This window comes from Streptomyces sp. NPDC101151 (genome assembly GCF_044768335.1).
Taxonomy (GTDB): Bacteria; Actinomycetota; Actinomycetes; order Streptomycetales; family Streptomycetaceae; genus Streptomyces.
In genome coordinates this window covers 47017-70998 of the sequence record NZ_JBIWPP010000008.1, presented here as the reverse complement: position 1 = coordinate 70998, position 23982 = coordinate 47017, and the positions used below count along the sequence as shown (strand labels likewise).

Below are 23982 nucleotides of genomic sequence, written 5' to 3'. Positions count from 1 at the left end.
GCCCGACTCGCACGGCCCGACTCACATGGCCGACGGATCGTGCGGCCCCCGCCCCGACAGCACTTCTCCGTACGCCTGCATCAGATCCGGCAACCGCAGGGTCGCGAGGTCGTCGCGGGACAGTTTCCCGGGATACGTGGTAAGCCGCAGATCCCGGTAGGCACAGCTCTTCTCGTACAGCGTCCGCAGAAAACGCCCGTTCCCCAGCTCGTCGATCCACCCCTGATCGACCACGTGCCCGGCGATGGACCGCAGCTCCTCCAGCGCTTCCGCGTCCCACAGATCCCCGTTCTCCGCCGCGAGCACCTTGCCGATCTCGGTGAGCTCCAGCGGCCGGTAGGAGGGGAAGTCCACCCGGGTGGTGAACCGGGAGGAGAGCCCGGGGTTCGCGGCGAGCAGCCGGTCCATGCCCTCCGGATAGCCGGCCAGGATCACCACCAGGTGGTCCCGGTTGTCCTCGGCCCGCTTCAACAGCACCTGCAACGCCTCGTCGCCGTAGGCGTCGCCCTTGCCGTACCCGGTGTTGGACAGCGAGTACGCCTCGTCCACGAACAGCACCCCGCCGATCGCGGAGTCGATCAGCTCGTTGGCCTTCACGGCCGTCTGCCCCAGGTACTCGCCGACGAGATCGGCCCGCTGAGCCTCCACGAGATGGTCGCCGCCGAGCAGGCCGAGAGCGTAGAAGACCCGGCCCAGGATCCGGGCGACCGTGGTCTTGCCGGTCCCGGAGGGCCCGGAGAAGACGAAGTGCCGTTTCGGCGGCTGCACCGGCAGCCCCTGCCCGGCCCGCAGCCGTGCCATGTTCAACTGCGCGGACAACGCCTTGACCTGCCGCTTGACCGGCTCCAGCCCCACCATGCGCTCCAGCTCGGCGAGCGCCTCCTCAAGGAGTGCGGGGTCGGTCGGCCCGGCCGGCAGGGGCGAGGACGGCACCCCGCTCTTCACCCGCACCGCCGGATCGGAGACCGAGGGCAGCGGCCCGGTCGGCAGATCCGGGTCCGGCAGCCGCAGATCGCGGCCTTCGGTACCGAAGAGCGGATCCAGCGTGTCCGGCCCGTCCATGGCGTCCGCACCGGCACCGGTCAGGGTGATCGCCGCGAGGTCGGCCGGATCGTCGTACCCGTCCCCCTCGGCGATCGCGGCGAGCCGGGCCGAGGTGTCCATGAACGCGGGGTCGACCCGGTGCACGGCGCGGTACAGCGGCAGCGCCGCGGCGCTGCGCCCGGTTCCCTCGTGCGCCCGCGCCAGCCAGTACCGCAGCTCCTTGCGCTGCGGCTGCTCACTGCGGCAGCGCATCAGCGCCGCGGACAGCAGCGGCTCGGCCTGTCCGTACATCTCCAGCCGCACCCGTGCCATGCCACCGAACAGTCCCGCCTCGATGCCGAGCAGGGGATCGTCGAGCAGTGGGTCGGTGTGCCGGACCAGCTGGTCCCAGTCCTTGACGAGATAGGCCCGGCAGGCGTGCAGGAAGCGGACCTGCGGGTCGGTGTCCACCGGGGGCAGTCCGGCGAGCGCCCGGTCCAGCTCCGGGACGTGCCGGCCGTCCAGCCAGTGCGAGGCGTGCGCCAGCAGCAGATCGCGGGGGCTCTCCAGCACCGGCTGCACCCACCAGCCCAGCCAGTACCAGGAGTTGATGGTCCGGCGGTGCCGGGTGCGCTGCTCCCCGAAGCGGTCCCGGTGCCGGAACATCCGCAGCAGTGCGGTCGTCGTGTCGACCCGCAGTGCGTGCAGCCCGAGCCAGGCGTCCGCCATGCCCGGATCCATCCGCGCCGCGGCGCGGAACTCCTCCTCCGCCTGCGGGTAGGCACCCATCGTGTAGGCGTCCACACCTCGCAGCCAGGCGAGGTCGGCCGGGGCATCGGGGCCCTGCGTGCCGAAGTCCATCACGTCCCCCACAGACCGTGCCCCCGTTGGTTCACCGCCGGGCAGTCGCCCGACGGCCGCCGCGGTCGAACCGCTGTGCCGCGGACCGGAGTTGCAGGTGCGCGAGGCAGCCACTCGAAGGTCGCACCGAGGGCATCGTACCCGTGGGAACACCGCGCGCCGAAGGGTGCCGCACGGGCCGTTTGGCGAGGTGGGAGTAGACGGGGCGCACAGGAAAACGGTGACCGAGGGTGAGCGGATCGGTGCGCGGGGCGCCCGGAAGACGGGCTGAGGGCAGAACGAAGCCCCCGATCACGGGGGAACAACCGGGGGCTTCGCGTCTGTGGGCGGCTCCTAATGGCCGCACATTGAGAACGTAAGACCTGTACGGTCCCCGGGTCAAGCGCCGTCGGAGCAGTCAAAGAAGTTCCCCCGCAAGGGTCTTCACAAGTTCAGCACACTGCGGACGGTCCGTCACCGTGGGTGACCTCCTGGTCCGGTCCAAGCATTCCCGCGGGCCCCGGCAACACCGCGTACCCCTCCGGCGTCTGGCGCACCAGGAGGTCGGCGTGGGGGCGCGAGGGGTCCGCGGCGAAGTGCGCGTGCTCCGCGTCGACCCACCCGGCCCAGAATTCCCGCTGTTCCGCGCCGTCCCGCAGTCTGCCCCGCGTCCAGGACTCCTCACGGGGCAACTCCATCCACAGCAGCCGCGCAAGATACGGGCGCAGTGCCCGGCGGCCGGCGCCGACTCCCTCGATCACGACCACGGGCTCGGGCGGCAGCGGACGCGGCGGGCCGAAGGCGCGGGCGTGCCAGTCATAAGGGGTGTAGTGCGCGCTCTCGCCACGGGAGAGCGGGCCGATCACCTGGGTCAGCAGCCGGTCGGTCCAGTCGAAGAGCTGCTCGTGGCTGGCGATGTCGTCCAGATGCAGCACCGGTGCCCCGCCCAGCGCGGCGGCCAACCGCCCGGCGAAGGTGGACTTTCCGGAGCCGGCGTGCCCGTCGACGGCGATCAGCCGGACCGGTCCCGCCGAGGGGGGAAGTCCGCGCAGCCGGGCGGCGAGGTCGTGAATGGCGATTCCTGAGGTGTGGTGCGGTGTGGGGTGTTTTCCGGAAACAGTCTAGTAGCAGCCCATAGCGACGGAACCAGGGGGCCGGGAAAAGTCACTCCTTGAACCACTGGCTGACCTCCGGTCAATCGAAAGGATTAACATTCCCGATCCGCTGACCGATATGTGAAACTCGGCGTTCCCGGTGCGCCGACTGCTGAGTAAGGTGCCAGGTGCGCAACTGCGATGCGTCGAACGGGGACGGACAGGGGTACATGGCCGCGGAGTTATTCGAAGGGCACTATGTATGGCATCCGGCGGCCGACGACCGCGTCCTGGCGAGCGTTTGCGTCGATGTGCGCGCCGGCCGTTATCGATACGCGTCCGAAGCGCTCGTCGAGACGCGTTCCGACTTCGCCCTGCGCGCCCACCGCTCGCTGGTGCTGGCCTCCGAGGCCGCCGGCACCGACCTGGCGGAACGCTGGCTGGCGGAGGAACCGACCCCCGAGGCGGCGCTGCTGTGGGCCCGGGTGGCGGTGCAGCGCGCGATGCGGGCCGCCGACGAGCGCGACGAGCGCGCCGAGGCGCTGGAGCGGATCGCGCTGACCGCCTGCGACCGGGCGGCCGCCCTGGCGCCCGGTGATCCCACCCCGTGGGTCGCCAAGCTGGCCATGGCCCGGCTGCACCGGCTGCGCGACCCCGCCCCGCAGGGGCTGCTCACCGCCCCGCCCGGACCCTGGCGGCTGTTCTCGCACATCCTGTCCCTGGACCCGTGGCACCGGGAGGGTCACCACCGCTTCCTGTCGTCCTTCTTCACGCGCCACGGCGGCTCGGTCAATGCGGCGTGGGACGTGGCCGCCTTCCTCAGCCAGCGGGCGCCCGTCGACTCACCCCTCAGGCTGCTGCCGCTGGTGGCCCTGGTGGAGAGCTACAACCCTACCCAGCTGCTCGCGGACCGAGTCTGGGAACAGCCCCAGTGGCGCTCCACCGCCCTGGCGATCTACCAGAACTGGCTGCCCACCGTGGCCGGATATCGCTTCACCCCGGTGCTCGACCTGGCCTACCTCGCACATGCGCTGGTCATGGGCCAGCGCGAGTTCGAGGCCCGGGCGGTGTTCGCGGCGATGGGCCCGTACGCCTCGCGCATGCCCTGGAGCGCCTTCGGTGACCCCGCCGAACAGCTCTCCCGGGCGCGGCGCGCCTGCGGCCTGCCCGTCCCGGGGCCCGCCTGATCCCGCACGTGCTCTGCCCCCCACCGAGAGAAAGGCCGATCTGTGACGGAACGGATATCGAGCGCACGGGCGAAGGCTCGCGAGGAAGAAGACCTCGTCGTGCTCGACGACGACGCGACCCTGCATGCGATGGGTTATCCGCGGAAACTCACCCGGCGCTTCCAGGCATTCGACAATTTCGCGATATCTTTCACCATCATCAATATCCTTTCGGGCATTTTCTCGTCCTTCGGATACGGCATGAACGCGGGCGGTCCCCGCATTCTCGTGTTCGGCTGGATCGGTGTCTCCATCATGGTGCTGTTCATCGGCGCCGCGATGGCGGAGGTCGCTTCCGCCTATCCGACGAGCGGTGCGCTGTATTTCTCGGCGGGCAAACTCGCCAAGCGGCACAAGGGCGCCTGGTCCTGGTTCACCGGCTGGCTGAACTTCGTGGGCCAGATCGGCGGCACCGCCGCCACCGGCTACGCGGCGGCCACCTTCATCCAGGCCTTCATCCATCTGCAATGGTCCTCGTACCAGCCGACCGCGCACCAGACGGTGCTGATCACGGGCGTGATCATCGTGCTGCAGGGCCTCGCCAACACCTACACCGTCCAGCTCGTCGCCCTGCTGAACCGGATTTCCGTCTGGTGGCTGCTGATCGGACTCGTGGTGATCGTGACCACACTCATCGTGATGCCCGGTCATCATCAGTCGGCGTCCTTCGTGACGCATTTCGAGAACAACACCGGCTTCACTAGCGGGCTTTACGGCGGCATGCTCGGTCTGCTGGTCACCAGCTGGACCTTCACCGGGTTCGACGGCAGCTTCCACATGTCCGAGGAAACGGTCCGGGCGACGGTCAACGCGCCGAAGGGCATCACTCGCGCCATCGGCTATTCGGCGATCACCGGCCTGATCCTGATGCTTGCACTGGTCTACAGCATTAGCGACTACAACAAGGTGGCAGGCTCCGACGCCCCGCCCGTCCAGATTCTCATCGACGGCCTCGGTCTCGGCGTCGCCAAGGTGATGCTGCTCATCGTGATCGGCGCGATGCTCTTCTGCGGTCTCGCCAATCTCACCAGCAACACCCGGCAGATCTTCGCCTTCTCCAGGGACGGCGCGATGCCCGGCTCCCGCTGGTGGCACTCGGTCTCGTTGCGCACCCGCACCCCCGTCAAGGCGGTGTGGCTCGCGGTGGCCTGCTCTCTCGCCCTGGTCGTGCCGGGCTGGTGGTCGCACACCGCGTTCACCGCCATCGTCAGCGTCAACGTGGTCGGACTCTTCCTCGCCTACGCCGTGCCGATCTTCCTGCGGCTGCGGCTCGGCGACGAGTTCCAGCCCGGTCCCTGGCACCTGGGCCGCTGGGGCAGGCCGATCGGCTGGCTCGCGGTGACCTGGATCGTGCTCAGCAGCGTCCTGTTCATGCTGCCGCAGGCCTCGCCGATCACCGTCGACTCCTTCAACTACGCGCCCCTCGCGCTGGCCGTCGTCCTGGTCGTCGCCACCGTGTGGTGGTTCGCCACCGCCCGCCGCCGCTTCCAGGGCCCGGTCAGCTACGGCCGCCCCGACGAGGTCGCCGCGATGGACCTCGTCTGACCCCGACCGGCCACGGCCCCGGCGCGGCTCTCCGCCCGCGCCGGGGCCGTCGCAAGCCCCGCACACGGCGCCAGTGGCTCAGACCAATATTGGTGGCGCGCCATGCGCAGAAGTGCTGGCAGGGGCATGCCGTCTCCTCCATAGTTGGCGCACAACCACGCACCGGATCAGCTCCGACCCGGAACACCTGGGGGTAACCGCGCCCATGAGCAGAGCCCAGCAGCCGTCCCGCCGAACCGTCCTCACCGCCGCCGTGGCCGCCGCGGTCGCCTCAGGAGCCGTACCCGCGGCCGCCGCCGGCGCTCAGCAGTCCGCCGCCGACGCCGACGAGCCCGCCCGGACGCCGGCCCGCCCCGTCGACTACAGCGCCTGGACGACGTACCGCGACTGGCGTCGTGGCACCGGTCAGGGCGTCCGGGCCGTCCCCGGCCCCCGCCCCGGCGTCGAGATCGCCGCACCCGCCGGCCGCACCGACTACACCGACCCGCACACCGGCACCACCGCCACCTGGGAATACGCGACCTGGACCGCTCCGGTCCACCGGCTCGCCGTGCCCGCGACCGAGGCCATCGCCTCCTGGAACGCGCACACCCCCGACGGCACCTGGCTCCAGGTCGAGCTGCAGGGCACATACTCCGACGGCACCGCCACCCCCTGGTACGTGATGGGCCGCTGGGCGGCCGGGGACCAGGACATCAAGCGGACCTCGGTGGACGACCAGAGCGACGGCAGGAGCACGATCTGGACCGACACCTTCGCCATCGACGACGCGAGCACCGGCCTGCGCCTGGTCTCGTACCGGCTGCGGCTGACCCTCTACCGCAAGCCGGGCACCCGGCTCACCCCGACCGTCTGGCGGCTCGGCGCCATGGGCTCCGACATCCCCGACCGCTTCACCGTCCCGGCCTCCACGCCGGGGCTCCACCGCGAACTGGCCGTCCCGCGCTACTCGCAGGAGATCCACAAGGGCCAGTACCCGGAGTACGACAACGGCGGCGAGGCCTGGTGCAGCCCGACCTCCTCGCAGATGATCGTCGAGTACTGGGGCGGCCGGCTCACCCCCGGGCAGCTGTCCTGGGTCGACCCGTCCTACGCCGACCCGCAGGTCGACCACGCGGCCCGGTTCACCTACGACCACCAGTACCAGGGCTGCGGGAACTGGCCGTTCAACGCCGCCTACGCGGCCACGTTCAAGGACCTCCAGGGTGTGGTGACCCGGCTCGCCTCGCTCACCGACCTGGAGACGCTGGTCGCGGCCGGCATCCCGGCCATAACGTCCCAGTCCTTCCTGAAGGACGAGCTGACCGGCGCCGGCTACGGCACCTCGGGTCATCTGATGACGGTGATCGGCTTCACACCCGAAGGCGACGTGATCGCCAACGACCCGGCCTCGCCCAGCGACGAGGCGGTACGGCGGGTCTACCGGCGGCGGGAGTTCGAGAACATCTGGCTGCGGACCAAGCGGTACAACGCCTCCGGGAACGTCGCCTCCGGCACCGGAGGGGTCTGCTACCTCTACTTCCCGGCCCACCCGAACCCGCGTCAGCGCAAGGCGCTCCAGGCGGTGGGCGTGCGCTGACCCGGCCTGTGTGAGCAAGGTCTCTGCCGCAAACGCCGTCGCGGGTGGCAAGGTGGACAAATGGGTGGGGGGATTCCACTCCGTACGTCCGACCTCTGCGAGAAGACATGACCGCACACCCGGCCACCGCCACCCGCGTCCGCACCGGCGGCCCCAAGGATGACGGCCCGAAGATCCTCGAGCACGTCATGGGCTGGGTGCTCGTCGCGGTGATCGCGATGCTCGTGACCCAGCTCGGTCTGCTCTGACCCGATCGCTCGCGCGGCCGCGCGCCGACGCATCACTCAAACGGCCCAACTTGTTCTGACATACTGCGGATGTCCCGCCGACCGCCTAGACCAGGGTCGAAATTGAATATGCGTCAACAGCGTGCCGCCGTCCGTCCCCGGGCGCGCGGCACCGAGCGCTCTGTGGCGCGTCGCGCCGAACTCATCGCCATCGGGCGGAAGTTGTTCGCCGACACGTCCTACGACGCGCTGTCCATGGACGACATCGCCCGGCAGGCGCATGTCGCCAAGGGGCTGATCTACTACTACTTCCAGTCCAAGCGTGGCTACTACCTGGCGATCATCCGGGACTCGGTCGCCGGCCTGGTCACCTTCGCCGCGAGCGGCCTGGAACTGCCCGCCGTGGACCGCGTCCACCGCACGGTCGACAGCTATCTGCGCTTCGCCGAGCACCACCAGGCGGCCTACCGCACCATCGTCAGCGGCGGGGTCGGCTTCGACACGGAGGTGCACGCCGTCCGGGACGGTGTGCGCGAGGCGATCGTCGCCACCATCGCCGAAGGGGCCTACGGCCGCATCGACATCGCCCCGCTGGCCCGCATGGGCCTGCTCTCCTGGGTGTGCAGCGTCGAGGGGGCGACCCTCGACTGGATCGACCGCCCCGGACTCTCCCGCGACACCATGCGCGACCTGCTGGTGAAGACCCTCGGCGGAGCCCTGCGCGCCATCGAGGAACTGGACCCGTCCTACCCGGCCCCGCCCCCGGCCCGCCGCGACGGATGACGGCTGGGGAGCGGAGGCTCGTGGTCCTCCGCTCCCCGTCCCCCTCTCCCGGGCCGGTCGGTTCCCGGGGCTAGTTGATGGCCTTGATCAGCTCACCGTTCGAGGTGTCGCCGCTCAGCTCCCAGAAGAAGGTGCCGCCGAGGCCCTGCTGGTTCTTGTAAGTCATCTTCGTGCCGATGGTCGCGGGGGTGTCGTAACTCCACCAGTTGTTCCCGCACTTGGCGTAGGCCGTGCCGCCGACCGTGCCGGTCGCCGGGCACTTGGTCTTGAGCACCTTGTAGTCGTCGATGCCCTGCTCGTACGTTCCCGCCGCCGGGCCTGTCGCCGTGCCGCCCGGCGCCGCCTGGGTGACGCCGGTCCAGCCGCGCCCGTAGAAGCCGATACCGAGCAGCAGCTTGCCGGCCGGGATGCCGAGGCCCTTGAGCTTGGCGATCGTCGCCGAGGTGTGGAAATTCGCCTTCGGGATGCCCGAGTAGGAGTTGAGCGGGGAGTGCGGGGCGGTCGGGCCGGCCGAGTCCCAGGCGCCGAAGTAGTCGTACGTCATCGGGTTGTACCAGTCGACGTACGGGGCGGCTCCCGCGTAGTTCGCCGCGTCGATCTTGCCGCCGCTCGTGGCGTCGGCGGTGATCGCGGCGGTGACGAGGCTGCCGGAGCCGAACTTCGAACGCAGCGCCGCCATCACGTTCTTGAAGGCCTCGCGGCCGCTGGTGTCACAGGTGTTGCCGCAGGCGTTCGGATACTCCCAGTCGATGTCGATACCGTCGAAGACGCCCGCCCACTTGGAGTTCTTCACCAGGTCGTAGCAGGACTGGGCGAAGGCGGCCGGGTTCTTCGCGGCCTCGCCGAAGCCGCTCGACCAGGTCCAGCCGCCGAAGGACCACAGGACCTTCAGGCCCGGGTGCTTCTTCTTGAGCTTCAGCAGTTGGTTGAAGTTGCCGCGCAGCGGCTGGTCCCAGGTGTCGGCGACGCCGTCGACCGACTCGGCGGCGGTGTAGGCGCGGTCGGTGGCCGCGTAGGAGTCGCCCAGCGCGCACTTGCCGCCGGTGACGTTGCCGAAGGCGTAGTTGATATGGGTCAGCTTGGCCGCGGAGCCCGAGGTCTCGATGTTCTTGACGTAGTACTTGCGGTCGTAGGTGCCCCATTCGGTGAAGTAGCCGACGACCTTGGAGCCGGCCGCCAACCGCGGAGCGGCCGGAGCGGCCGGAGCGTCGGGGGCGGCCGCGGTCGCGGTGCCCGCGCCGGCCAGCAGTCCGGCGCCGAGGACGGCGGAACAGACGGCGGCGACGAACGCCCGGACGGGGGTACCCCCTGCTCGGACGAAGTGGCGAGCCCGGGAGAGGGCACGGGGGCGGTGGGGAGCGTGCATCGGGTGTCTCCTCGTGGGGGAGAGGGAGGGCGCGCCGATTGGCATGAACGCGGTAAAGCGTTGGCAATGCACAGTAGGAGGACTAGACCACTACGTCAATGGTTCGGACCAATTCCGGGCGGGTGGGGAGTTCCGGCTGGATTCTTGAAGTAAGCGGTCGTTAACTGGTGACGTGAGGTCGCTGATCGGGCATACTCACGGCACAGAGCCGCTGGTCAGCAGCTTCCGAGACCCGGGAGCGGGCGCCCTCGGCCGAACTGGAACGATCAGGCGGAGCCGCCCCCACCCAACGGGCCAGACCGCCGGTGCCCGACAGGGAGGAGACCGACGCCATGTCCGACCGCGACCCGCAGCCGGTGGAGCGTCAACTGCCCACGGAAGAGGCGAGGGATCTGCTCGTGCTCGTCCGTGAGATCGCGCAGCGCGAGATCGCGCCGAAGGCGGCCGAGGAGGAGGACGCCGGACGCTTCCCGCGCGAGGTCTTCACCCTGCTGTCCGCATCGGGGCTGCTGGGCCTGCCCTACGACTCCGAGTACGGCGGCGGCGACCAGCCCTACGAGGTCTACCTCCAGGTTCTGGAGGAGCTGGCCGCGGCCCGCCTCACCGTCGGCCTCGGCGTCAGCGTGCACACGCTCGCCTCCTACGCCCTCGCCGCCTACGGCACCAAGCAGCAGCAGGTCGAGCACCTGCCCGCGATGCTCGGCGGCGGCCTGCTCGGCGCCTACTGCCTCTCCGAGCCGGCCTCCGGCTCCGACGCGGCCTCCCTGCGCACCAAAGCGGTCCGGGACGGAGACCACTGGGTGCTCACCGGCACCAAGGCCTGGATCACGCACGGCGGGATCGCGGACTTCTACACCGTGATGGCCCGCACCGGCGAGGACGGCTCGCGCGGGATCAGCGCCTTCCTGGTGCCGGGCGACGCCGAGGGGCTGAGCGGCGCGGTGCCCGAGCGGAAGATGGGCATGAAGGGCTCGCCCACCGCCCAGGTGCACCTCGACGGCGTCCGGGTCCCCGACGAGCGGCGCATCGGCGAGGAGGGCCAGGGCTTCTCCATCGCGCTGGCCGCCCTCGACTCCGGACGGCTCGGCATCGCGGCCTGTGCCATCGGCCTGGCCCAGGCGGCGCTGGACGAGGCCGTCGGCTACGCCACCCAGCGCCGGCAGTTCGGCCACCCCATCGCCGACTTCCAGGGCCTGCGCTTCATGATCGCCGACATGGCGACCCGGATCGAGGCCGGCCGCGCCCTCTATCTCGCGGCCGCCCGGCTGCGCGACGCCGGCAAGCCGTTCGCGAAGCAGGCGGCCATGGCCAAGCTGCACTGCACCGACACTGCCATGCAGGTCACCACGGACGCCGTGCAGATCCTGGGCGGCTACGGCTACACCGCCGACTTCCCGGCCGAGCGCTATATGCGCGAGGCCAAGGTCCTGCAGATCGTCGAGGGCACCAACCAGATCCAGCGGATGGTCATCGCCCGTCACGTGGCAGGGCCGGAGGGTCGCTGAACTGCCCCCTGCGGACCGTCGGGGCCGCCAGCCTGATCCACTCCGGGTCGTGGCGGCCCGGCAGGGTGCGGCCCCGGTCGGCCCAGACGCGCATCAGATCGCGGTAGATGGGCGGGTCCTGCGGCGGAGGCGGCGGAACCGATTCTGCGGGGCGGGGCACGAAGATGCGGTGCTGACGCCCGGTCGCCGAGTACGTGGGGGGCATACCTGGGGAACGCGGCGGGCGCCGGGCAGGTCACCGCCCCGCGGAATCGCGCGTGAGTTCACGGACGTCGGGTTCCGCCTCTGGTTTCCTCACATTGTCTGACGTACCGTCAGCGGACTGTCTCCCAGGGGGTGTCCGTGGCCGACGACCGTCCCATCGCACTCGACGAGTACCCCGTCCACCAGGTGCCGCTGTCCATGAAGCACGTGGCGACCGGGGACCGGAACGCCTACGACCGCTGCATCTTCCACGTGTTCGACCATGCGGGCCGCGCCCTGCTCATCCTCGGTCTCGGGGTCTACCCCAACCTGGGCGTGATCGACGCCTACGCGACCCTGCGTGCCGGGGGCACCCTGCACGCCGTGCGCGCCTCGGACGCGCTCGGCGAGGACCGGATGCGGCTCGCCGTCGGCCCGCTGCGCATCGAGGTCCAGGAGCCGCTGAGGCGGCTTCGCCTGGTCTGCGAGGACGAGCTGTCGTACGACCTCACCTGGACCGCGGCCTTCCCCGCCCTGTGGGAGCCGCACCACCTCCAGCGCCGCGGCGACCGGCTCACCCTGGAGGGGCGCAGGTTCGTCCAGGCGGGCACGGTGCAGGGCGTGATCCGGGCCGGCGGTGCGCGGTTCGACGTCTCCTCGCAGGACTGGACCGGCACCCGGGACCGCAGCTGGGGCGTGCGGCCGATGCCGGGGGAGGAGGGCGGACGGCTCGCCGCGGAGCACCCGACCGAGGGCTTCCACTGGATCTGGTGCCCGGTCCGCTTCGAGGACCGCTTCCTGATGCTCATCACCCAGGAGGACGCCGACGGCCACCGCTCCCTGAACGACGCCACCCTGGTCCGCCCCGGTCACCGCGATCGCCAACTGGGCTGGCCCCAGGCCGAGATCAGCTACCGCCCGGGCACCCGCCACCCCGAGCGTGCGGTCGTCCACCTGGGCGATCCCCGCAAACCGCAGGAGGTGGAGGCGGAGATCCTGACCTCCTCGCCGCTCGCGGTCGGCGCAGGCTATCCGCCGGCGGACGACTGGCAGCACGGGACGTGGCAGGGCCGGGCGTGGGTCGACCGCCGCACGTACGACATGACGTCGCCGCACCCCCTGGCCGCCTACGGGGTCACGGACCACTCCGCCCGCTTCCGGATGGACGGGCGGACGGGCTACGGCGTCTTCGAGCACGGTTCGTTCGGCCGGCACGATCCGAGCGGCTTCACCGGCTTCGACTCGGTCGCGCCGTGAGGGAGGACGAGACGGCCATGGCACCGCGTCCCCGCACCAGCACCCGCGATCCCGAGGATCTCGCCCGGCGCCTGACGGCCTGGCTGGGCACCCGGCTGCCCGGCGCCAAGGCGGTCGGCGTCACGGTCCCGGCCTCCAACGGCATGTCCAGCGAGACCCTGCTGTTCGACATCGAGCACCCCGGGCCACCGTTGCGCTCCTGCGCACTGCGGCTCGCGGCGGACCCGGCGGCGTACACCGTCTTCCCGGAGTACGACATGGCCCGCCAGTACCGCACCCTGAAGCTCGTGGCCGACCACACCGACGTTCCGGTGCCCCGGGTGCTGTGGCTGGAGGAGGACCCGGACGCGCTCGGAGCGCCGTTCTTCGTCATGGAGCGGGTCGCCGGGCGGGTACCCCCGGACGTCATGCCGTATACGTACGAGGGCAGTTGGCTGCACGCGGCGAGCGACGCGGAGCGCGAGCACCTGGAAGCCGCCACGGTCGGTCTGCTCGCCCGGCTGCATGACCAAGTCCCGTCCGAAGAAGCCGAATTCCTTGCGCCGGCCGGCGAAGGGGACGCCCTGCGCCGGCATGTGACGGCCCAACGGGCCTACTACGCCTGGGTGATCGACGGCCTCGCCCGCTCACCCCTCATCGAGGCCGCGTTCGAGCGATTGGAGCGGCTGTGGCCGCGCGAGCCCGGCGAACCCGTCCTGAGCTGGGGCGACGCGCGCATCGGGAACGTCGTCTACGACGGATTCGACCCCGTCGCCGTCCTCGACTGGGAGATGGCGGCGCCGGCCCCGCGCGAGGTGGACCTCGGCTGGACCATCTACCTGCACCGCTTCTTCCACGATCTGACGGTCACCTCCGGACAGTCCGGACTGCCCGACTTCCTGCGCCGCGACCGCGTCGAGGCCCGTTACGCCCGGCTCACCGGCCACACCCCGCGGGACATGGAGTTCCACACCCTCTACGCCGCCCTGCGGCACGCGATCGTCATGCTGCGCGTCGCCTACCGGCAGGCGTACTTCGGGGAGGTCGCCGTCCCGGCGGACCCGGACACACTGATCCTGCACCACGACAGTCTGCGTGCCATGGTGCAGGGCAGCTACTGGGATTGATCCAGGCCCCGCGGCGGGGCTCAGGCGGCCTGGCGGCGCATCGACGGTACGCGCATCGGGCGCGAGGCCGGGCCTCCGACGTGCGAGAAGGGCTGCGTCCGCCAGTTCAGACCCTGGGGGAGCGTGAGCAGCAGGGCCGTGTCCTGCTCCTGCGGTACGACGGACTCGTCCGCGGGGCAGGCCTCGGCGGCCGTACGGCCCGTGCCCGCGCAGACCGTGAGCCCGAAGGGGTTCCACGGCGAGGCGCACAGCGCGTGCTCCGGCAGGATCTCCTCGTCCGCCAGCAGCGAGATGGGCTGCGCGCAGTCCGGGCAGATCACCCGGTACATCTCCAAGGTGTCGTAGGCGTCCAGCTCCTCGGCCTCGAAGGCGTCGGGTTCGACGCCCTCCGGCTCGGGCTCGACGACGGGCTGCTGCCGCTTGGACGCTGAACGACCAGGGCGCTTGAGACTCTGCATGGGACTCCCCCTAAGGCTGGGCCGTGAAGGCACTGCGGCCTCGACCACAGCAAGCACTTCCCGTCCGCTCTCGGCGGTAATCACGAGAACATCACGGAGCGCGCCCGAGTGCTGTGGCGTTCGTCACATGCCGCGCGCAGGTGCCCGGTGCGGTGCTGTTTGTCCCACGGGAGCCGCCCCTGAAACCCTCCGGACGGCTCACAGCCTGTTCCCGGATACATCACAAACCGGGTGTGACCTGCGTTGCTCAGGTATCCGCGGAGATCAGGCGCACTGTAGGTTTTGGCGCCATGGAGGAGCTGGACCGTCAGATCGTGCAGCTGCTCGTCAAAGACGGGCGGATGAGCTACACAGACCTGGGCAAGGCCACGGGCCTGTCCACGTCGGCCGTGCACCAGCGGGTGCGCCGGCTCGAACAGCGTGGCGTCATCCGCGGTTACGCCGCGGTCGTCGACCCCGAGGCCGTCGGGCTGCCCATGACGGCGTTCATCTCGGTGAAACCCTTCGACCCCAGCGCCCCCGACGACATCGCGGACCGCCTCGCCGGCGTCCCCGAGATCGAGGCCTGCCACAGTGTCGCCGGCGACGAGAACTACATCCTCAAGGTGCGGGTGGCCACCCCGCACGAACTGGAGGAACTGCTCGCCCGGGTGCGCAGCCTGGCCGGGGTCTCCACCCGCACCACCGTCGTGCTGTCGACGCCGTACGAGGCGCGCCCCCCGATGATCTGAACCGCCCGCCCCGATGCCCGGCCTCTCTCGCGCACGCGAGAGACTGTCGGCATGAGTGAGCAGTCCGCCGCCCCCCAGACCGTCCTCCTGCGCCGCGGAGAGGTCCACAGCCCCGCCGACCCCTTCGCCACCGCGATGGTGGTGGAGCGCGGCCAGGTCGCCTGGGTCGGCTCCGAGGGCGCCGCCGACGCCTTCGCCGACGGCGTGGACGAGGTGATCGACCTCGGGGGCGCCCTGGTCACCCCGGCCTTCACCGACGCGCATGTGCACACCACCGCCACCGGCCTCGCCCTGACCGGCCTGGACCTGTCCGGCGCCCCGTCCCTGGAGGCGGCCCTCGCGCTCGTCCGCGACTTCGCCGCCGCCCGCCCGGACGACCGGGTCCTGCTCGGTCACGGCTGGGACGCCGCCCGCTGGCCCGGCGGCCGTCCGCCGGTTCGCGCGGAACTCGACGCGGCCACCGGCGGCCGCCCCCTGTACCTCTCCCGCATCGACGTCCACTCGGCGGTCGTCAGCACCGCACTCCTGGACCTGGTGTCGAGCGACATCACCCGCGAGGACGCGCCGCTCACCCGCGACGCCCACCACGTCGTACGCGAAGCCGCGCTCGGCGCCATCACCCCCGCCCAGCGCGACGAGGCCCAGCGCACCGCCCTCGCGCACGCCGCCTCCCTCGGCGTCGGCTCCGTGCACGAATGCGGCGGCCCGCAGATCTCCTCCGAGGACGACTTCACGGACCTGCTGAAGCTGGCCGCCGAGGTGCCGGGGCCGCGGGTGATCGGCTACTGGGCGGAACAGGCCGACGAAGGCGTGGCCAAGGCCCGGGAACTGGGCGCGGTGGGCGCCGCCGGTGACCTCTTCGTGGACGGCGCCCTCGGCTCGCACACCGCCTGTCTGCACCAGCCCTACGCCGACGCCGAGCACACCGGCACCGCCTATCTGGACGCCGACGCGGTCGCCGGCCACGTCGTCGCCTGCACCGAGGCGGGGCTCCAGGCGGGCTTCCACGCCATCGGCGACGCTGCCGTGAACGCGGTCGTGGAGGGGGTGCGCGCCGCCGCCGAGAAGGTCGGCCTCGACCGAGTCCGGGCCGCCCGGCACCGTGTCGAGCACGCCGAGATGCTCACCCCCGAGACCGTCGCCGCCTTCGCCGAGCTGGGCCTGATCGCCTCCGTCCAGCCCGCCTTCGACGCGCTCTGGGGCGGCGAGGACGGCATGTACGCCCAGCGTCTGGGTGCCGAACGGGCCCGCACCCTCAACCCGTTCGCCGCCCTGCTGCGGGCCGGGGTCCCCCTGGCGTTCGGCTCCGACAGCCCGGTCACCCCGCTCGACCCCTGGGGCACGGTCCGCGCCGCCGCCTTCCACCGGACCCCCGAGCACCGGGTCTCCGTACGGGCCGCGTTCACCGCGCACACGCGCGGCGGCTGGCGGGCCATCGGCCGCGACGACGCGGGCGTCCTGGTGCCCGGCGCGCCCGCCGACTACGCCGTCTGGCGGACCGACGAACTGATCGTCCAGGCTCCCGACGACCGAGTGGCCCGCTGGTCGACCGACCCGCGCTCCGGCACGCCCGGTCTGCCCGACCTGACTCCGGGCCGTGACCTGCCGCTCTGTCTGCGCACCGTCGTGGGCGGACGGACGGTTTTCGTACGGCCGGGCGAGTGATCTCCCGGGGTGGCGCGGCGGTGATCGTTTCCCGCCGCAGCCTCGCCCGACCTGCGCATCCACCGTGCTCACCGCGGTCCGGTAGGCGTTCGCGCAGGTCAGGAACCTGTTGACAGTCGATGGCCGCGGGCCGGTAGGTTCGGCCGAGTCCACCACCGGACGCCCGACCGGGGAGTGTTCACGCACTCGTCGCAGCGCCGCTGGGTCAGGGACGGTGTGCCGCACCGGGGCACCGTCACTGGGAGCCAGGCTCAGCGCCCGCGCCGACGAGGGAACGTTCCGGCCGGTCGGCAAGGTGTGACCCGGGTGGGGCCCGGGCGCTCAGTAGACAACGGCTCTCGGTCGTCCCGCAGCCAGCGGGTCCCAGGTCGGCCCGAAGAGCGCCGGGCCCCCATCCGTCGCGGAACGTAGGTACCCAAAAGCACGTTCTTACCCCACTCTTGTGGAATCGACACCACCGTACGACCGAGCGGTCACGTCATCCCAGGCCGCGGCCACTATGGTGGACGCCTGCGTACGACATGAAGGGGCAGTAGTGAACGACGGCGACGGGACCCTTGCGGCCAAGGCCCAGGGGAGGCAGTTCGGTCCGCTCGGCACAACCTTGGTGATCATCCCGACCTACAACGAGGCGGAGAACATCAAGGCGATCGTGGGCCGGGTACGCAGGGCCGTCCCCGAGGCGCACGTCCTGGTGGCGGACGACAACAGCCCCGACGGCACGGGCAAGCTCGCCGACGAGCTGGCCGTCGAGGACGACCATGTCCAGGTGCTGCACCGCAAGGGCAAGGAGGGCCTGGGCGCCGCCTACCTCGCGGGCTTCCGCTGGGGCATGGAGCACGGCTACGGCGTGCTGGTCGAGATGGACGCCGACGGCTCCCACCAGCCCGAGGAGCTCCCCCGGCTGCTGATCGCCCTCAAGGGCGCCGATCTGGTGCTCGGCTCGCGCTGGGTGCCCGGCGGCCGGGTGGTGAACTGGCCCAAGTCCCGCGAGTTCATCTCGCGTGGCGGCAGCCTCTACTCCCGCCTGGCCCTCGACCTGCCGCTGCGCGACATCACCGGCGGCTTCCGTGCCTTCCGCAGTGAGACCCTGGAGGGCCTGGGCCTGGAGGAGGTCGCCTCGCAGGGCTACTGCTTCCAGGTCGACCTGGCCCGCCGCACGGTCAAGGCCGGCTACCACGTGGTCGAGGTCCCCATCACCTTCGTGGAGCGCGAGCTCGGCGACTCCAAGATGAGCCGCGACATCCTCGTCGAGGCGCTGTGGCGGGTCACCGCCTGGGGCGTCGGGGACCGCGTCGCCAAGGTCACGGGCAAGGGCAGGGGCCAGGGCAAGCAGGCCTAGCTCCTGGTTCCACAACCGCGGCTCGTCGCCCCTTATCCCGCATTGAGCCGCGTCCAGGCACACTGGGGGCATGACGACTGGTGCTCCCACCTCTGCGCCCACCACCTCCCGGCCCCGGCGCTCCCGGTTGCGCAGGTACCTGCCGCTGGGGCTCGCCGTGTGGCTGGTGCTGGAGATCTGGCTGCTGACCCAGGTGGCGGGCGCGGCGGGCGGTCTCACCGTGTTCCTGCTCCTGGTGGCGGGCTTCGTCGCCGGCTCCGTGGTCATCAAGCGGGCCGGCCGTCGCGCCTTCCAGAGTCTGAACGAGGTGCTGCAGCGCGGCGGCTCGCCGTCCCGTGGCGGTGGCAACGGCCTGATGATGCTCGGCGGCCTGCTGCTGATGATCCCGGGCCTGATCTCGGACGCGGCCGGCCTGCTCCTGCTGCTCCCGCCGGTTCAGAAGGCGGTGAGCCGTTACACGGAGCGCGCCCTCGACAAGAGCCTCCGCCGAGCCGCCCCGGGCAGCCTGGGCGACGCCTTCCAGCAGGCCCGTATCCACCGCCCCGACGGGAAGGTGGTGCAGGGCGAGGTGATCAGGGAGGACCGGCCCGAGCCGGGGGAACCGTGGCCACCGCTGACCCGCTGAGACCGCCCCGCGAGGCTGCCTTCGGCAGGCGGGGCCGATTCCGGCGAGGCTGCTGATTCCGAGGCTGCTGATTCCGGCGAGGCTGATTCCTGACAGCACGAAACCGCGGGCGCCGTACGTCTTCACGTACGGCGCCCGCGGTTACTCGTGTGTCTTGTGTTATGCGCTCTTACGGCTGTCCCGGGGGTGAACAGCGATGTTCATCGCCCCCGAGCGCAGAACCGCCAGGCGCTCCTCGAGGACCTCTTCGAGCTCCTCACGGGTGCGCCGCTCCATCAGCATGTCCCAATGGGTACGCGCGGGCTTGGCCTTCTTCTCTTCAGGGCCGTCGCCGTCCACCAGGAGTGCCTGGGCCCCGCAGACCTTGCACTCCCACTCCGGCGGAATCTCCGCCTCGACCGAGAAGGGCATCTCGAACCGGTGCCCCTTCTCACATGCGTACTCCACGGCCTGGCGCGGAGCCAAGTCGATACCGCGGTCCGTCTCGTAGCTGGTCACTACGAGGCGCGTTCCGCGAAGAGCTCGCTCACTCATGAATCGTGCCTCCCGGGCTTGTCGCCCACAGGACAGGTGTCGCTGTCGTCGTCATCCGGTCAACGTCCGGTCGGCGGTAAAGATTCCCGTTCCGGGTCCCGTTCCGGGTCGTGCGTCGCCGTCGTAGCCGCCCCTTGTTGTACCCACCAGCGCCCGGTTTGTCACATCTGCTAGCAGATGTCACCCAGCGTTTCGGCATCTTTGACGCGCAGTAACGGTCCGCCTGGCAGGCCAAACGCGTACACTACCGCCCTTTCGCGTCGAGCGCTAAATCCTGTCCGGAATCGGGTTGCCCGCCTCGCCGATCGCCCGCCGCACCGGGACCCGGGCGAGCAGGGCGAAGCCGATCACGAAGAAGGCCACGAGCGAGATGATCGCGGACCGGTAGCTCCCGGTCAGCTGGTAGGTCAGGCCGAACAGCAGTGGGCCGAGCCAGCTCATCCCCCGGTCGCTCATCTCGTACGCGGAGAAGTACTCGGCCTCCTTGCCGGGCGGCACCAGGTGCGAGAACAGCGACCGGGACAGCGCCTGGCTGCCGCCGAGGACCAGTCCGATCCCGGAGGCCAGCACGAAGAACCACACCGGAACCCCGGCGGGCAGGAAGTAACCTGCGCCCAGCGTCACCGTCCAGGCCACCAGCGAACCGAGGATCGTGCGCTTGGCCCCGTAGGTCCGGGCCAGCCGCCCCATCGCCAGCGCGCCCGCCACGGCCAGCACCTGCACCAGCAGCACGGCCACGATGAGGGTCGACTGCCCGAGCCCAAGTTCCTCGGAGCCGTAGACCGAGGCCTGGGAGATCACCGTCTGGATGCCGTCGTTGTAGATGAGGTACGCCAGCAGGAAGGCGAGCGTCAGGGGGTGCCTGCGCATGTCCCGGACGGTCGCCGCGAGCTGCCGCAGCCCGGGGGCGGTGGCACCCGCCACGCGCGCCTGCCGGTCGCGCAGCCGCCGCAGCGGTACGAGCGTGAAGGCGCCCCACCACAGTCCGGCCGAGGCCAGGCAGACGCGTACGGCGGCCGTCTCGGAGAGGCCGAAGGAGTCGTGCGCCGAGTACAGGACGAGGTCGGCCACCAGGACCAGGGCGCCCGCCGCGTAGCCGAAGGCCCAGCCCCGGGAGGAGACCGCGTCGCGCTCCTCGGGCGGCGCGATCTGCGGCAGGTAGGAGTTGTAGAGCATCATCGCCACGGACTGTGCCGCGTTGGCCGCCACGAGGAGCAGCCCGCCGAGCAGATAGCGGTCGCCGTCGAGGAAGAACATGCCCGTCGTCGCGGCCGCCCCCGTGTACGCCGCGGCCGCGAGCAGCGGTTTCTTCCGGCCGGTGCGGTCCGCCGCCGCGCCCACCAGGGGCATCAGCACGACGGCCACGATCACCGACAGGGACACCGAGTAGGCGAAGAAGGAGCCCGCCCGGACCGGCACGCCCAGCGGATGCACATAGCCGTCCGCATCGGCCGCCTTCTCGGCGACCGAGGTGAGGTACGGGCCCAGGAAGACGGTCAGAACACTCGTCGAGTAGACCGAGCACGCCCAGTCGTAGAAGTACCAGCCGCGCTGCTCGCGGCGCAGTCCCGCGGCCTGGTCGGCCGTCCCTGCCCGCACGGTGTCGGTGCCCACCCGTGCCCTCGCTTCCCCGCCGAAGTGCCGTGCGAAGGCGCGGCCCGGTCGCCCCGGGCGCTCAGACCCAGACGCCGCGGTCCTCCATGACCTTGCGCAACGTGTCGATGTGATCGGTCATGATGCCATCGACGCCCAGGTCGAGGAGCCGGTGCATCCGCTCCGCTTCGTTGATCGTCCACACGTGCACCTGCAGCCCGCGCGCGTGGGCGGCGCGGACGAAGCGGTGGTCGACCACCGGGACGCCCGACTGCGCCTCGGGCACCTGCGCCGCGACCGCGGACCGGCGCACGGAGGCCGGCAGCCCCCAGGAGCGCAGCCGCAGGCTGAGCACCCCGCGCGTGCCGAACGAGGTCGCCAGGCGCGGCCCGGCGAGCCGCTGCGCTCGCAGTACCCGCGCCTCGGAGAAGGAGCCCACGCAGACCCGGTCCCAGGCGCCCGTGCGCTCGATCAGCTCGAGGAAGGGCCGCAGGGCCGGCTCCGCCTTCAGATCCACGTTCCAGCGGACCCCGGGGAAGGTCTCCAGCAGCTCCTCGAAGAGCGGTACCGGTTCCTGGCCTCCCACGCGTGCCTGGCGTACGTCCGCCCACGGCAGGTCGGCGATGCGGCCCGCCCCGTCGGAGACACGGTCCAGGGTCGAGTCGTGGAAGGCGACGAGCTTGCCGTCGGCCGTCGTGTGCACGTCGGTCTCGATGTACCGGTAGCCCATCTCCACCGCGCGCCGGAACTGCGCCACGGTGTTCTCCAGCCCGTCGGCGGCCCCGCCGCGGTGGGCGAAGGCGATGGGGCCGGGATGGTCGAGGTAGGGGTGGCGTATCGCGGTGGTCACGGACGCAGTATCGCGCGTTCCGGTTGCCCGACGGCAAAGACCGTGCTGCGACCCGGTGCCGAAGGGGCGGCGAACACACGCAGGAAGAACTGCGAGAGCGGGCCGATGGCCAGCGCGTACAGGACCGTGCCCACGCCGACGGTGCCGCCGAGGGCGAAGCCGGTCGCGACGACGGTGATCTCCACGGCGGTGCGGAGGATCCGGATCGAGCGGCCCGTGCGACGGTGCAGCCCGGTCATCAGGCCGTCGCGCGGACCCGGTCCGAAGGCGGCGGAGATGTAGAGGCCGGTCGCCATGCCGTTGAGCACCACGCCCGCGAGGAGAAGGGGCACCCGGACCGCCAGGGAGTGCGCGTCCGGCAGCGCGGCCAGAGTGGCGTCCATCGCGAAACCGATCACCAGCACGTTGGAGACGGTGCCGAGCCCGGGGCGCTGCCGCAGCGGAATCCACAGCAGCAGGACGGCCGCCCCCACGATCGTCAGCACCAGGCCCATGGAGAGTCCGGTGAGTTCGGCGAGACCCTGGTGCAGGACGTTCCAGGGCTCGAGCCCGAGACCTGCCTTCACCAGGAGAGCGGAACTCACGCCGTACAGGGCGAGTCCTGCGTACAGCTGGAACAGGCGTCGACCGAGACGGCCGGGAGCCGAAGGGTCGGCAGTCGGACGGTCGGGAGCCGGACGGTCGGGAGTCTGCCGGTCGGCTGTGGGACGGCCGGGACCGGGACTGCTGGGAGTGGACACGATATTCCCCCCTGGGTGGTGGCGGTGGCCTGCTGCATGACACTCTGTGGCTTGGGATGAAATCCCATCCATGGCCAATTCGGGGAAGGTGGACTGATCGTCATGGCGCAGTGGACCTCAGCGGTGGGGGCGGCGCAGCTCGCCCGGCTGCTCAACTCCCAGCAGGACCGCCCGGCCGGCCCCGGCACACGCCGGCCGCCCGCCTACCGCGCCCTTGCCGACGGCGTCCGGCTCCTGGTGCTCGAAGGGCGCGTCCCGGTGGCCGCCCGGCTTCCTGCCGAGCGCGAACTGGCCCTGGGCCTCTCCGTCAGCCGCACCACCGTCGCGGCCGCCTACGAGGCCCTGCGCAGCGAGGGATTCCTGGAGTCCCGGCGCGGCGCCGGCAGCTGGACCGCCGTACCGGCGGGCAACCCGCTTCCCGCGCGCGGTCTGGAGCCCCTGCCCCCGGAGGCCCTCGGCTCGCTGATCGACCTGGGCTGCGCCTCGCTCCCGGCCCCGGAGCCCTGGCTCACCCGTGCCGTACAGGGCGCGCTGGAGGAGCTGCCGCCGTACGCGCAGACGCACGGCGACTACCCCGCCGGACTGCCCGCCCTGCGCGCGATGATCGCCGAGCGCTACACCGCGCGCGGGATCCCCACCATGCCCGAGCAGATCATGGTGACGACCGGCGCGATGGGCGCCATCGACGCGATCTGCCACCTCTTCGCCGGCCGCGGCGAACGCATCGCCGTTGAGTCGCCGTCCTACGCCAACATCCTTCAGCTGATGCGGGAGGCGGGCGCGCGACTCGTGCCCGTCGCTCTTGCCGAGGGGCTGAGCGGCTGGGACATGGACCGCTGGCGTCAGGTTCTGCGTGAGGCCGCGCCCCGGCTCGCCTATGTCGTCGCCGACTTCCACAACCCGACCGGTGCGCTCGCCGACGAGGACCAGCGGCGCCGGCTGGTGGACGCGGCCCGCTCGGCCGGGACCGTCCTCGTGGCCGACGAGACGATGACCGAGCTGTGGCTGGACGAGGAGGCCGGCGGCCGGATGCCCCGCCCGGTCTGCGGCTTCGACCCGGCCGGCTCGACCGTCATCACGGTCGGCTCGGCCAGCAAGGCGTTCTGGGCGGGCATGCGGATCGGGTGGGTACGCGCCGCCCCGGACGTGATCCGCAGCCTGGTCTCGGCCCGCGCGTACGCGGATCTCGGCACCCCCGTCCTGGAACAGCTGGCCGTGAACTGGCTGTTCAGCACCGGCGGCTGGGAACAGGCGGTCGAACTGCGGCGGATCCAGGCGCGCGAGAACCGGGCGGCCCTGGTGGCCGCGGTCCGCCGCGAGCTGCCCGACTGGGAGTTCGAGATCCCCAAGGGCGGCCTGACCCTGTGGGTCCGGGCCGGCGGCCTCTCGGGATCGCGGCTGGCCGAAGCGGGGGAGCGGGTCGGCGTCCGGGTCCCTGCCGGCCCCCGCTTCGGCGTCGACGGCGCCTTCGAGGGCTACGTCCGTCTCCCGTTCACGGTCGGCGGAGCGGTCGCGGACGAGGCGGCCGCACGACTGGCCGCAGCGGCGCGCCTGGTGGAGACGGGTGCGACCGGGGGAGCGGAGGCTCTCCGCACGTTTGTGGCGTAGCTGCGGGGCGGGGCGGGTCGGCGTGGGTCCACGGAGCTGTGGGCCGACGGGGGCAGCCCAGGATCCGGTGGGGGCTGGTCGCGCAGTTCCCCGCGCTCCTGG

The 23982-nt window shown here is 71.3% G+C and carries 21 protein-coding genes; 13 read left to right on the top strand and 8 right to left on the bottom strand.

Going from position 1 to position 23982, the window contains the following annotated elements; all coding sequences use genetic code 11:
• Positions 1 to 21: 21 nt before the first annotated feature.
• Positions 22 to 1884, bottom strand: coding sequence for an AAA family ATPase (locus tag ACIRU3_RS17340; protein ID WP_404057044.1), 1863 nt, complete (start codon positions 1882 to 1884; stop codon positions 22 to 24).
• Positions 1885 to 2315: 431 nt separating this feature from the next.
• Positions 2316 to 2936 carry a uridine kinase gene (locus ACIRU3_RS17335; RefSeq protein WP_404057410.1) on the bottom strand — a complete coding sequence of 207 codons (621 nt, stop codon included), beginning with the start codon at positions 2934 to 2936 and terminating at the stop codon, positions 2316 to 2318.
• Between the two features lie 251 nt (positions 2937 to 3187).
• Between ACIRU3_RS17335 and ACIRU3_RS17330 the strand changes: the two genes are divergently transcribed.
• The 5 genes from ACIRU3_RS17330 (at position 3188) to ACIRU3_RS17310 (ending at position 8317) form a co-directional block, all read left to right on the top strand.
• The gene (locus ACIRU3_RS17330) at positions 3188 to 4144 is read left to right on the top strand and encodes a hypothetical protein (protein WP_404057042.1); all 957 of its coding nucleotides are present in this window, start codon (positions 3188 to 3190) and stop codon (positions 4142 to 4144) included.
• A gap of 42 nt (positions 4145 to 4186) precedes the next feature.
• A complete protein-coding gene (locus ACIRU3_RS17325; protein WP_404057040.1) occupies positions 4187 to 5728 on the top strand; it encodes an amino acid permease in 1542 nt (513 codons plus the stop codon).
• 205 nt (positions 5729 to 5933) lie between these two features.
• Positions 5934 to 7307 carry a peptidase C39 family protein gene (locus ACIRU3_RS17320; RefSeq protein WP_404057038.1) on the top strand — a complete coding sequence of 458 codons (1374 nt, stop codon included), beginning with the start codon at positions 5934 to 5936 and terminating at the stop codon, positions 7305 to 7307.
• Between the two features lie 107 nt (positions 7308 to 7414).
• The gene (locus tag ACIRU3_RS17315; RefSeq protein WP_404057036.1) at positions 7415 to 7555 is read left to right on the top strand and encodes an SCO1431 family membrane protein; all 141 of its coding nucleotides are present in this window, start codon (positions 7415 to 7417) and stop codon (positions 7553 to 7555) included.
• A 108-nt stretch (positions 7556 to 7663) separates the two neighbouring features.
• The gene (locus ACIRU3_RS17310) at positions 7664 to 8317 is read left to right on the top strand and encodes a TetR/AcrR family transcriptional regulator (protein ID WP_404057034.1); all 654 of its coding nucleotides are present in this window, start codon (positions 7664 to 7666) and stop codon (positions 8315 to 8317) included.
• 70 nt (positions 8318 to 8387) lie between these two features.
• Here the strand turns inward: ACIRU3_RS17310 and ACIRU3_RS17305 are convergent, their stop codons facing one another.
• Entirely contained in the window at positions 8388 to 9683 is a 1296-nt protein-coding gene (locus tag ACIRU3_RS17305; RefSeq protein ID WP_404057032.1) for a glycoside hydrolase family 18 protein, read from the bottom strand.
• A gap of 332 nt (positions 9684 to 10015) precedes the next feature.
• Between ACIRU3_RS17305 and ACIRU3_RS17300 the strand changes: the two genes are divergently transcribed.
• From ACIRU3_RS17300 to ACIRU3_RS17290, 3 genes are all read left to right on the top strand, one after another.
• The gene (locus ACIRU3_RS17300) at positions 10016 to 11188 is read left to right on the top strand and encodes an acyl-CoA dehydrogenase family protein (RefSeq protein WP_404057030.1); all 1173 of its coding nucleotides are present in this window, start codon (positions 10016 to 10018) and stop codon (positions 11186 to 11188) included.
• A 342-nt stretch (positions 11189 to 11530) separates the two neighbouring features.
• Complete coding sequence (locus ACIRU3_RS17295; RefSeq protein ID WP_404057028.1) at positions 11531 to 12628, top strand: hypothetical protein; 1098 nt, start codon at positions 11531 to 11533, stop codon at positions 12626 to 12628.
• 17 nt (positions 12629 to 12645) lie between these two features.
• Complete coding sequence (locus ACIRU3_RS17290; RefSeq protein ID WP_404057026.1) at positions 12646 to 13734, top strand: phosphotransferase family protein; 1089 nt, start codon at positions 12646 to 12648, stop codon at positions 13732 to 13734.
• 20 nt (positions 13735 to 13754) lie between these two features.
• Here the strand turns inward: ACIRU3_RS17290 and ACIRU3_RS17285 are convergent, their stop codons facing one another.
• Positions 13755 to 14192, bottom strand: a complete 438-nt coding sequence (locus tag ACIRU3_RS17285) for a hypothetical protein (protein ID WP_404057024.1) — start codon at positions 14190 to 14192, stop codon at positions 13755 to 13757.
• A gap of 290 nt (positions 14193 to 14482) precedes the next feature.
• On the opposite strand from ACIRU3_RS17285, the gene ACIRU3_RS17280 reads away from it, so the two are divergent.
• From ACIRU3_RS17280 to fxsA, 4 genes are all read left to right on the top strand, one after another.
• On the top strand, positions 14483 to 14923 hold the full coding sequence (locus ACIRU3_RS17280) for an Lrp/AsnC family transcriptional regulator (RefSeq protein WP_404057022.1): 441 nt from the start codon (positions 14483 to 14485) through the stop codon (positions 14921 to 14923).
• A 51-nt stretch (positions 14924 to 14974) separates the two neighbouring features.
• Complete coding sequence (locus ACIRU3_RS17275) at positions 14975 to 16588, top strand: amidohydrolase (protein ID WP_404057021.1); 1614 nt, start codon at positions 14975 to 14977, stop codon at positions 16586 to 16588.
• A gap of 535 nt (positions 16589 to 17123) precedes the next feature.
• On the top strand, positions 17124 to 17930 hold the full coding sequence (locus ACIRU3_RS17270; protein ID WP_404057019.1) for a polyprenol monophosphomannose synthase: 807 nt from the start codon (positions 17124 to 17126) through the stop codon (positions 17928 to 17930).
• A 70-nt stretch (positions 17931 to 18000) separates the two neighbouring features.
• Positions 18001 to 18555 carry an FxsA family membrane protein gene (gene fxsA / locus ACIRU3_RS17265; RefSeq protein ID WP_404057017.1) on the top strand — a complete coding sequence of 185 codons (555 nt, stop codon included), beginning with the start codon at positions 18001 to 18003 and terminating at the stop codon, positions 18553 to 18555.
• Positions 18556 to 18714: 159 nt separating this feature from the next.
• Here the strand turns inward: fxsA and ACIRU3_RS17260 are convergent, their stop codons facing one another.
• The 4 genes from ACIRU3_RS17260 to ACIRU3_RS17245 form a co-directional block, all read right to left on the bottom strand.
• Entirely contained in the window at positions 18715 to 19089 is a 375-nt protein-coding gene (locus ACIRU3_RS17260) for an RNA polymerase-binding protein RbpA (protein ID WP_003977404.1), read from the bottom strand.
• Between the two features lie 267 nt (positions 19090 to 19356).
• A complete protein-coding gene (locus ACIRU3_RS17255; protein WP_404057015.1) occupies positions 19357 to 20703 on the bottom strand; it encodes an MFS transporter in 1347 nt (448 codons plus the stop codon).
• 61 nt (positions 20704 to 20764) lie between these two features.
• Positions 20765 to 21532, bottom strand: a complete 768-nt coding sequence (locus ACIRU3_RS17250) for a glycerophosphodiester phosphodiesterase (protein ID WP_404057014.1) — start codon at positions 21530 to 21532, stop codon at positions 20765 to 20767.
• The gene (locus ACIRU3_RS17245) at positions 21529 to 22152 is read right to left on the bottom strand and encodes a YitT family protein (protein ID WP_404057408.1); all 624 of its coding nucleotides are present in this window, start codon (positions 22150 to 22152) and stop codon (positions 21529 to 21531) included. Before ACIRU3_RS17245 ends, ACIRU3_RS17250 begins: the two co-directional genes overlap by 4 nt.
• Before the next feature lie 222 nt (positions 22153 to 22374).
• On the opposite strand from ACIRU3_RS17245, the gene ACIRU3_RS17240 reads away from it, so the two are divergent.
• On the top strand, positions 22375 to 23880 hold the full coding sequence (locus tag ACIRU3_RS17240; RefSeq protein ID WP_404057012.1) for a PLP-dependent aminotransferase family protein: 1506 nt from the start codon (positions 22375 to 22377) through the stop codon (positions 23878 to 23880).
• Positions 23881 to 23982: the final 102 nt, after the last annotated feature.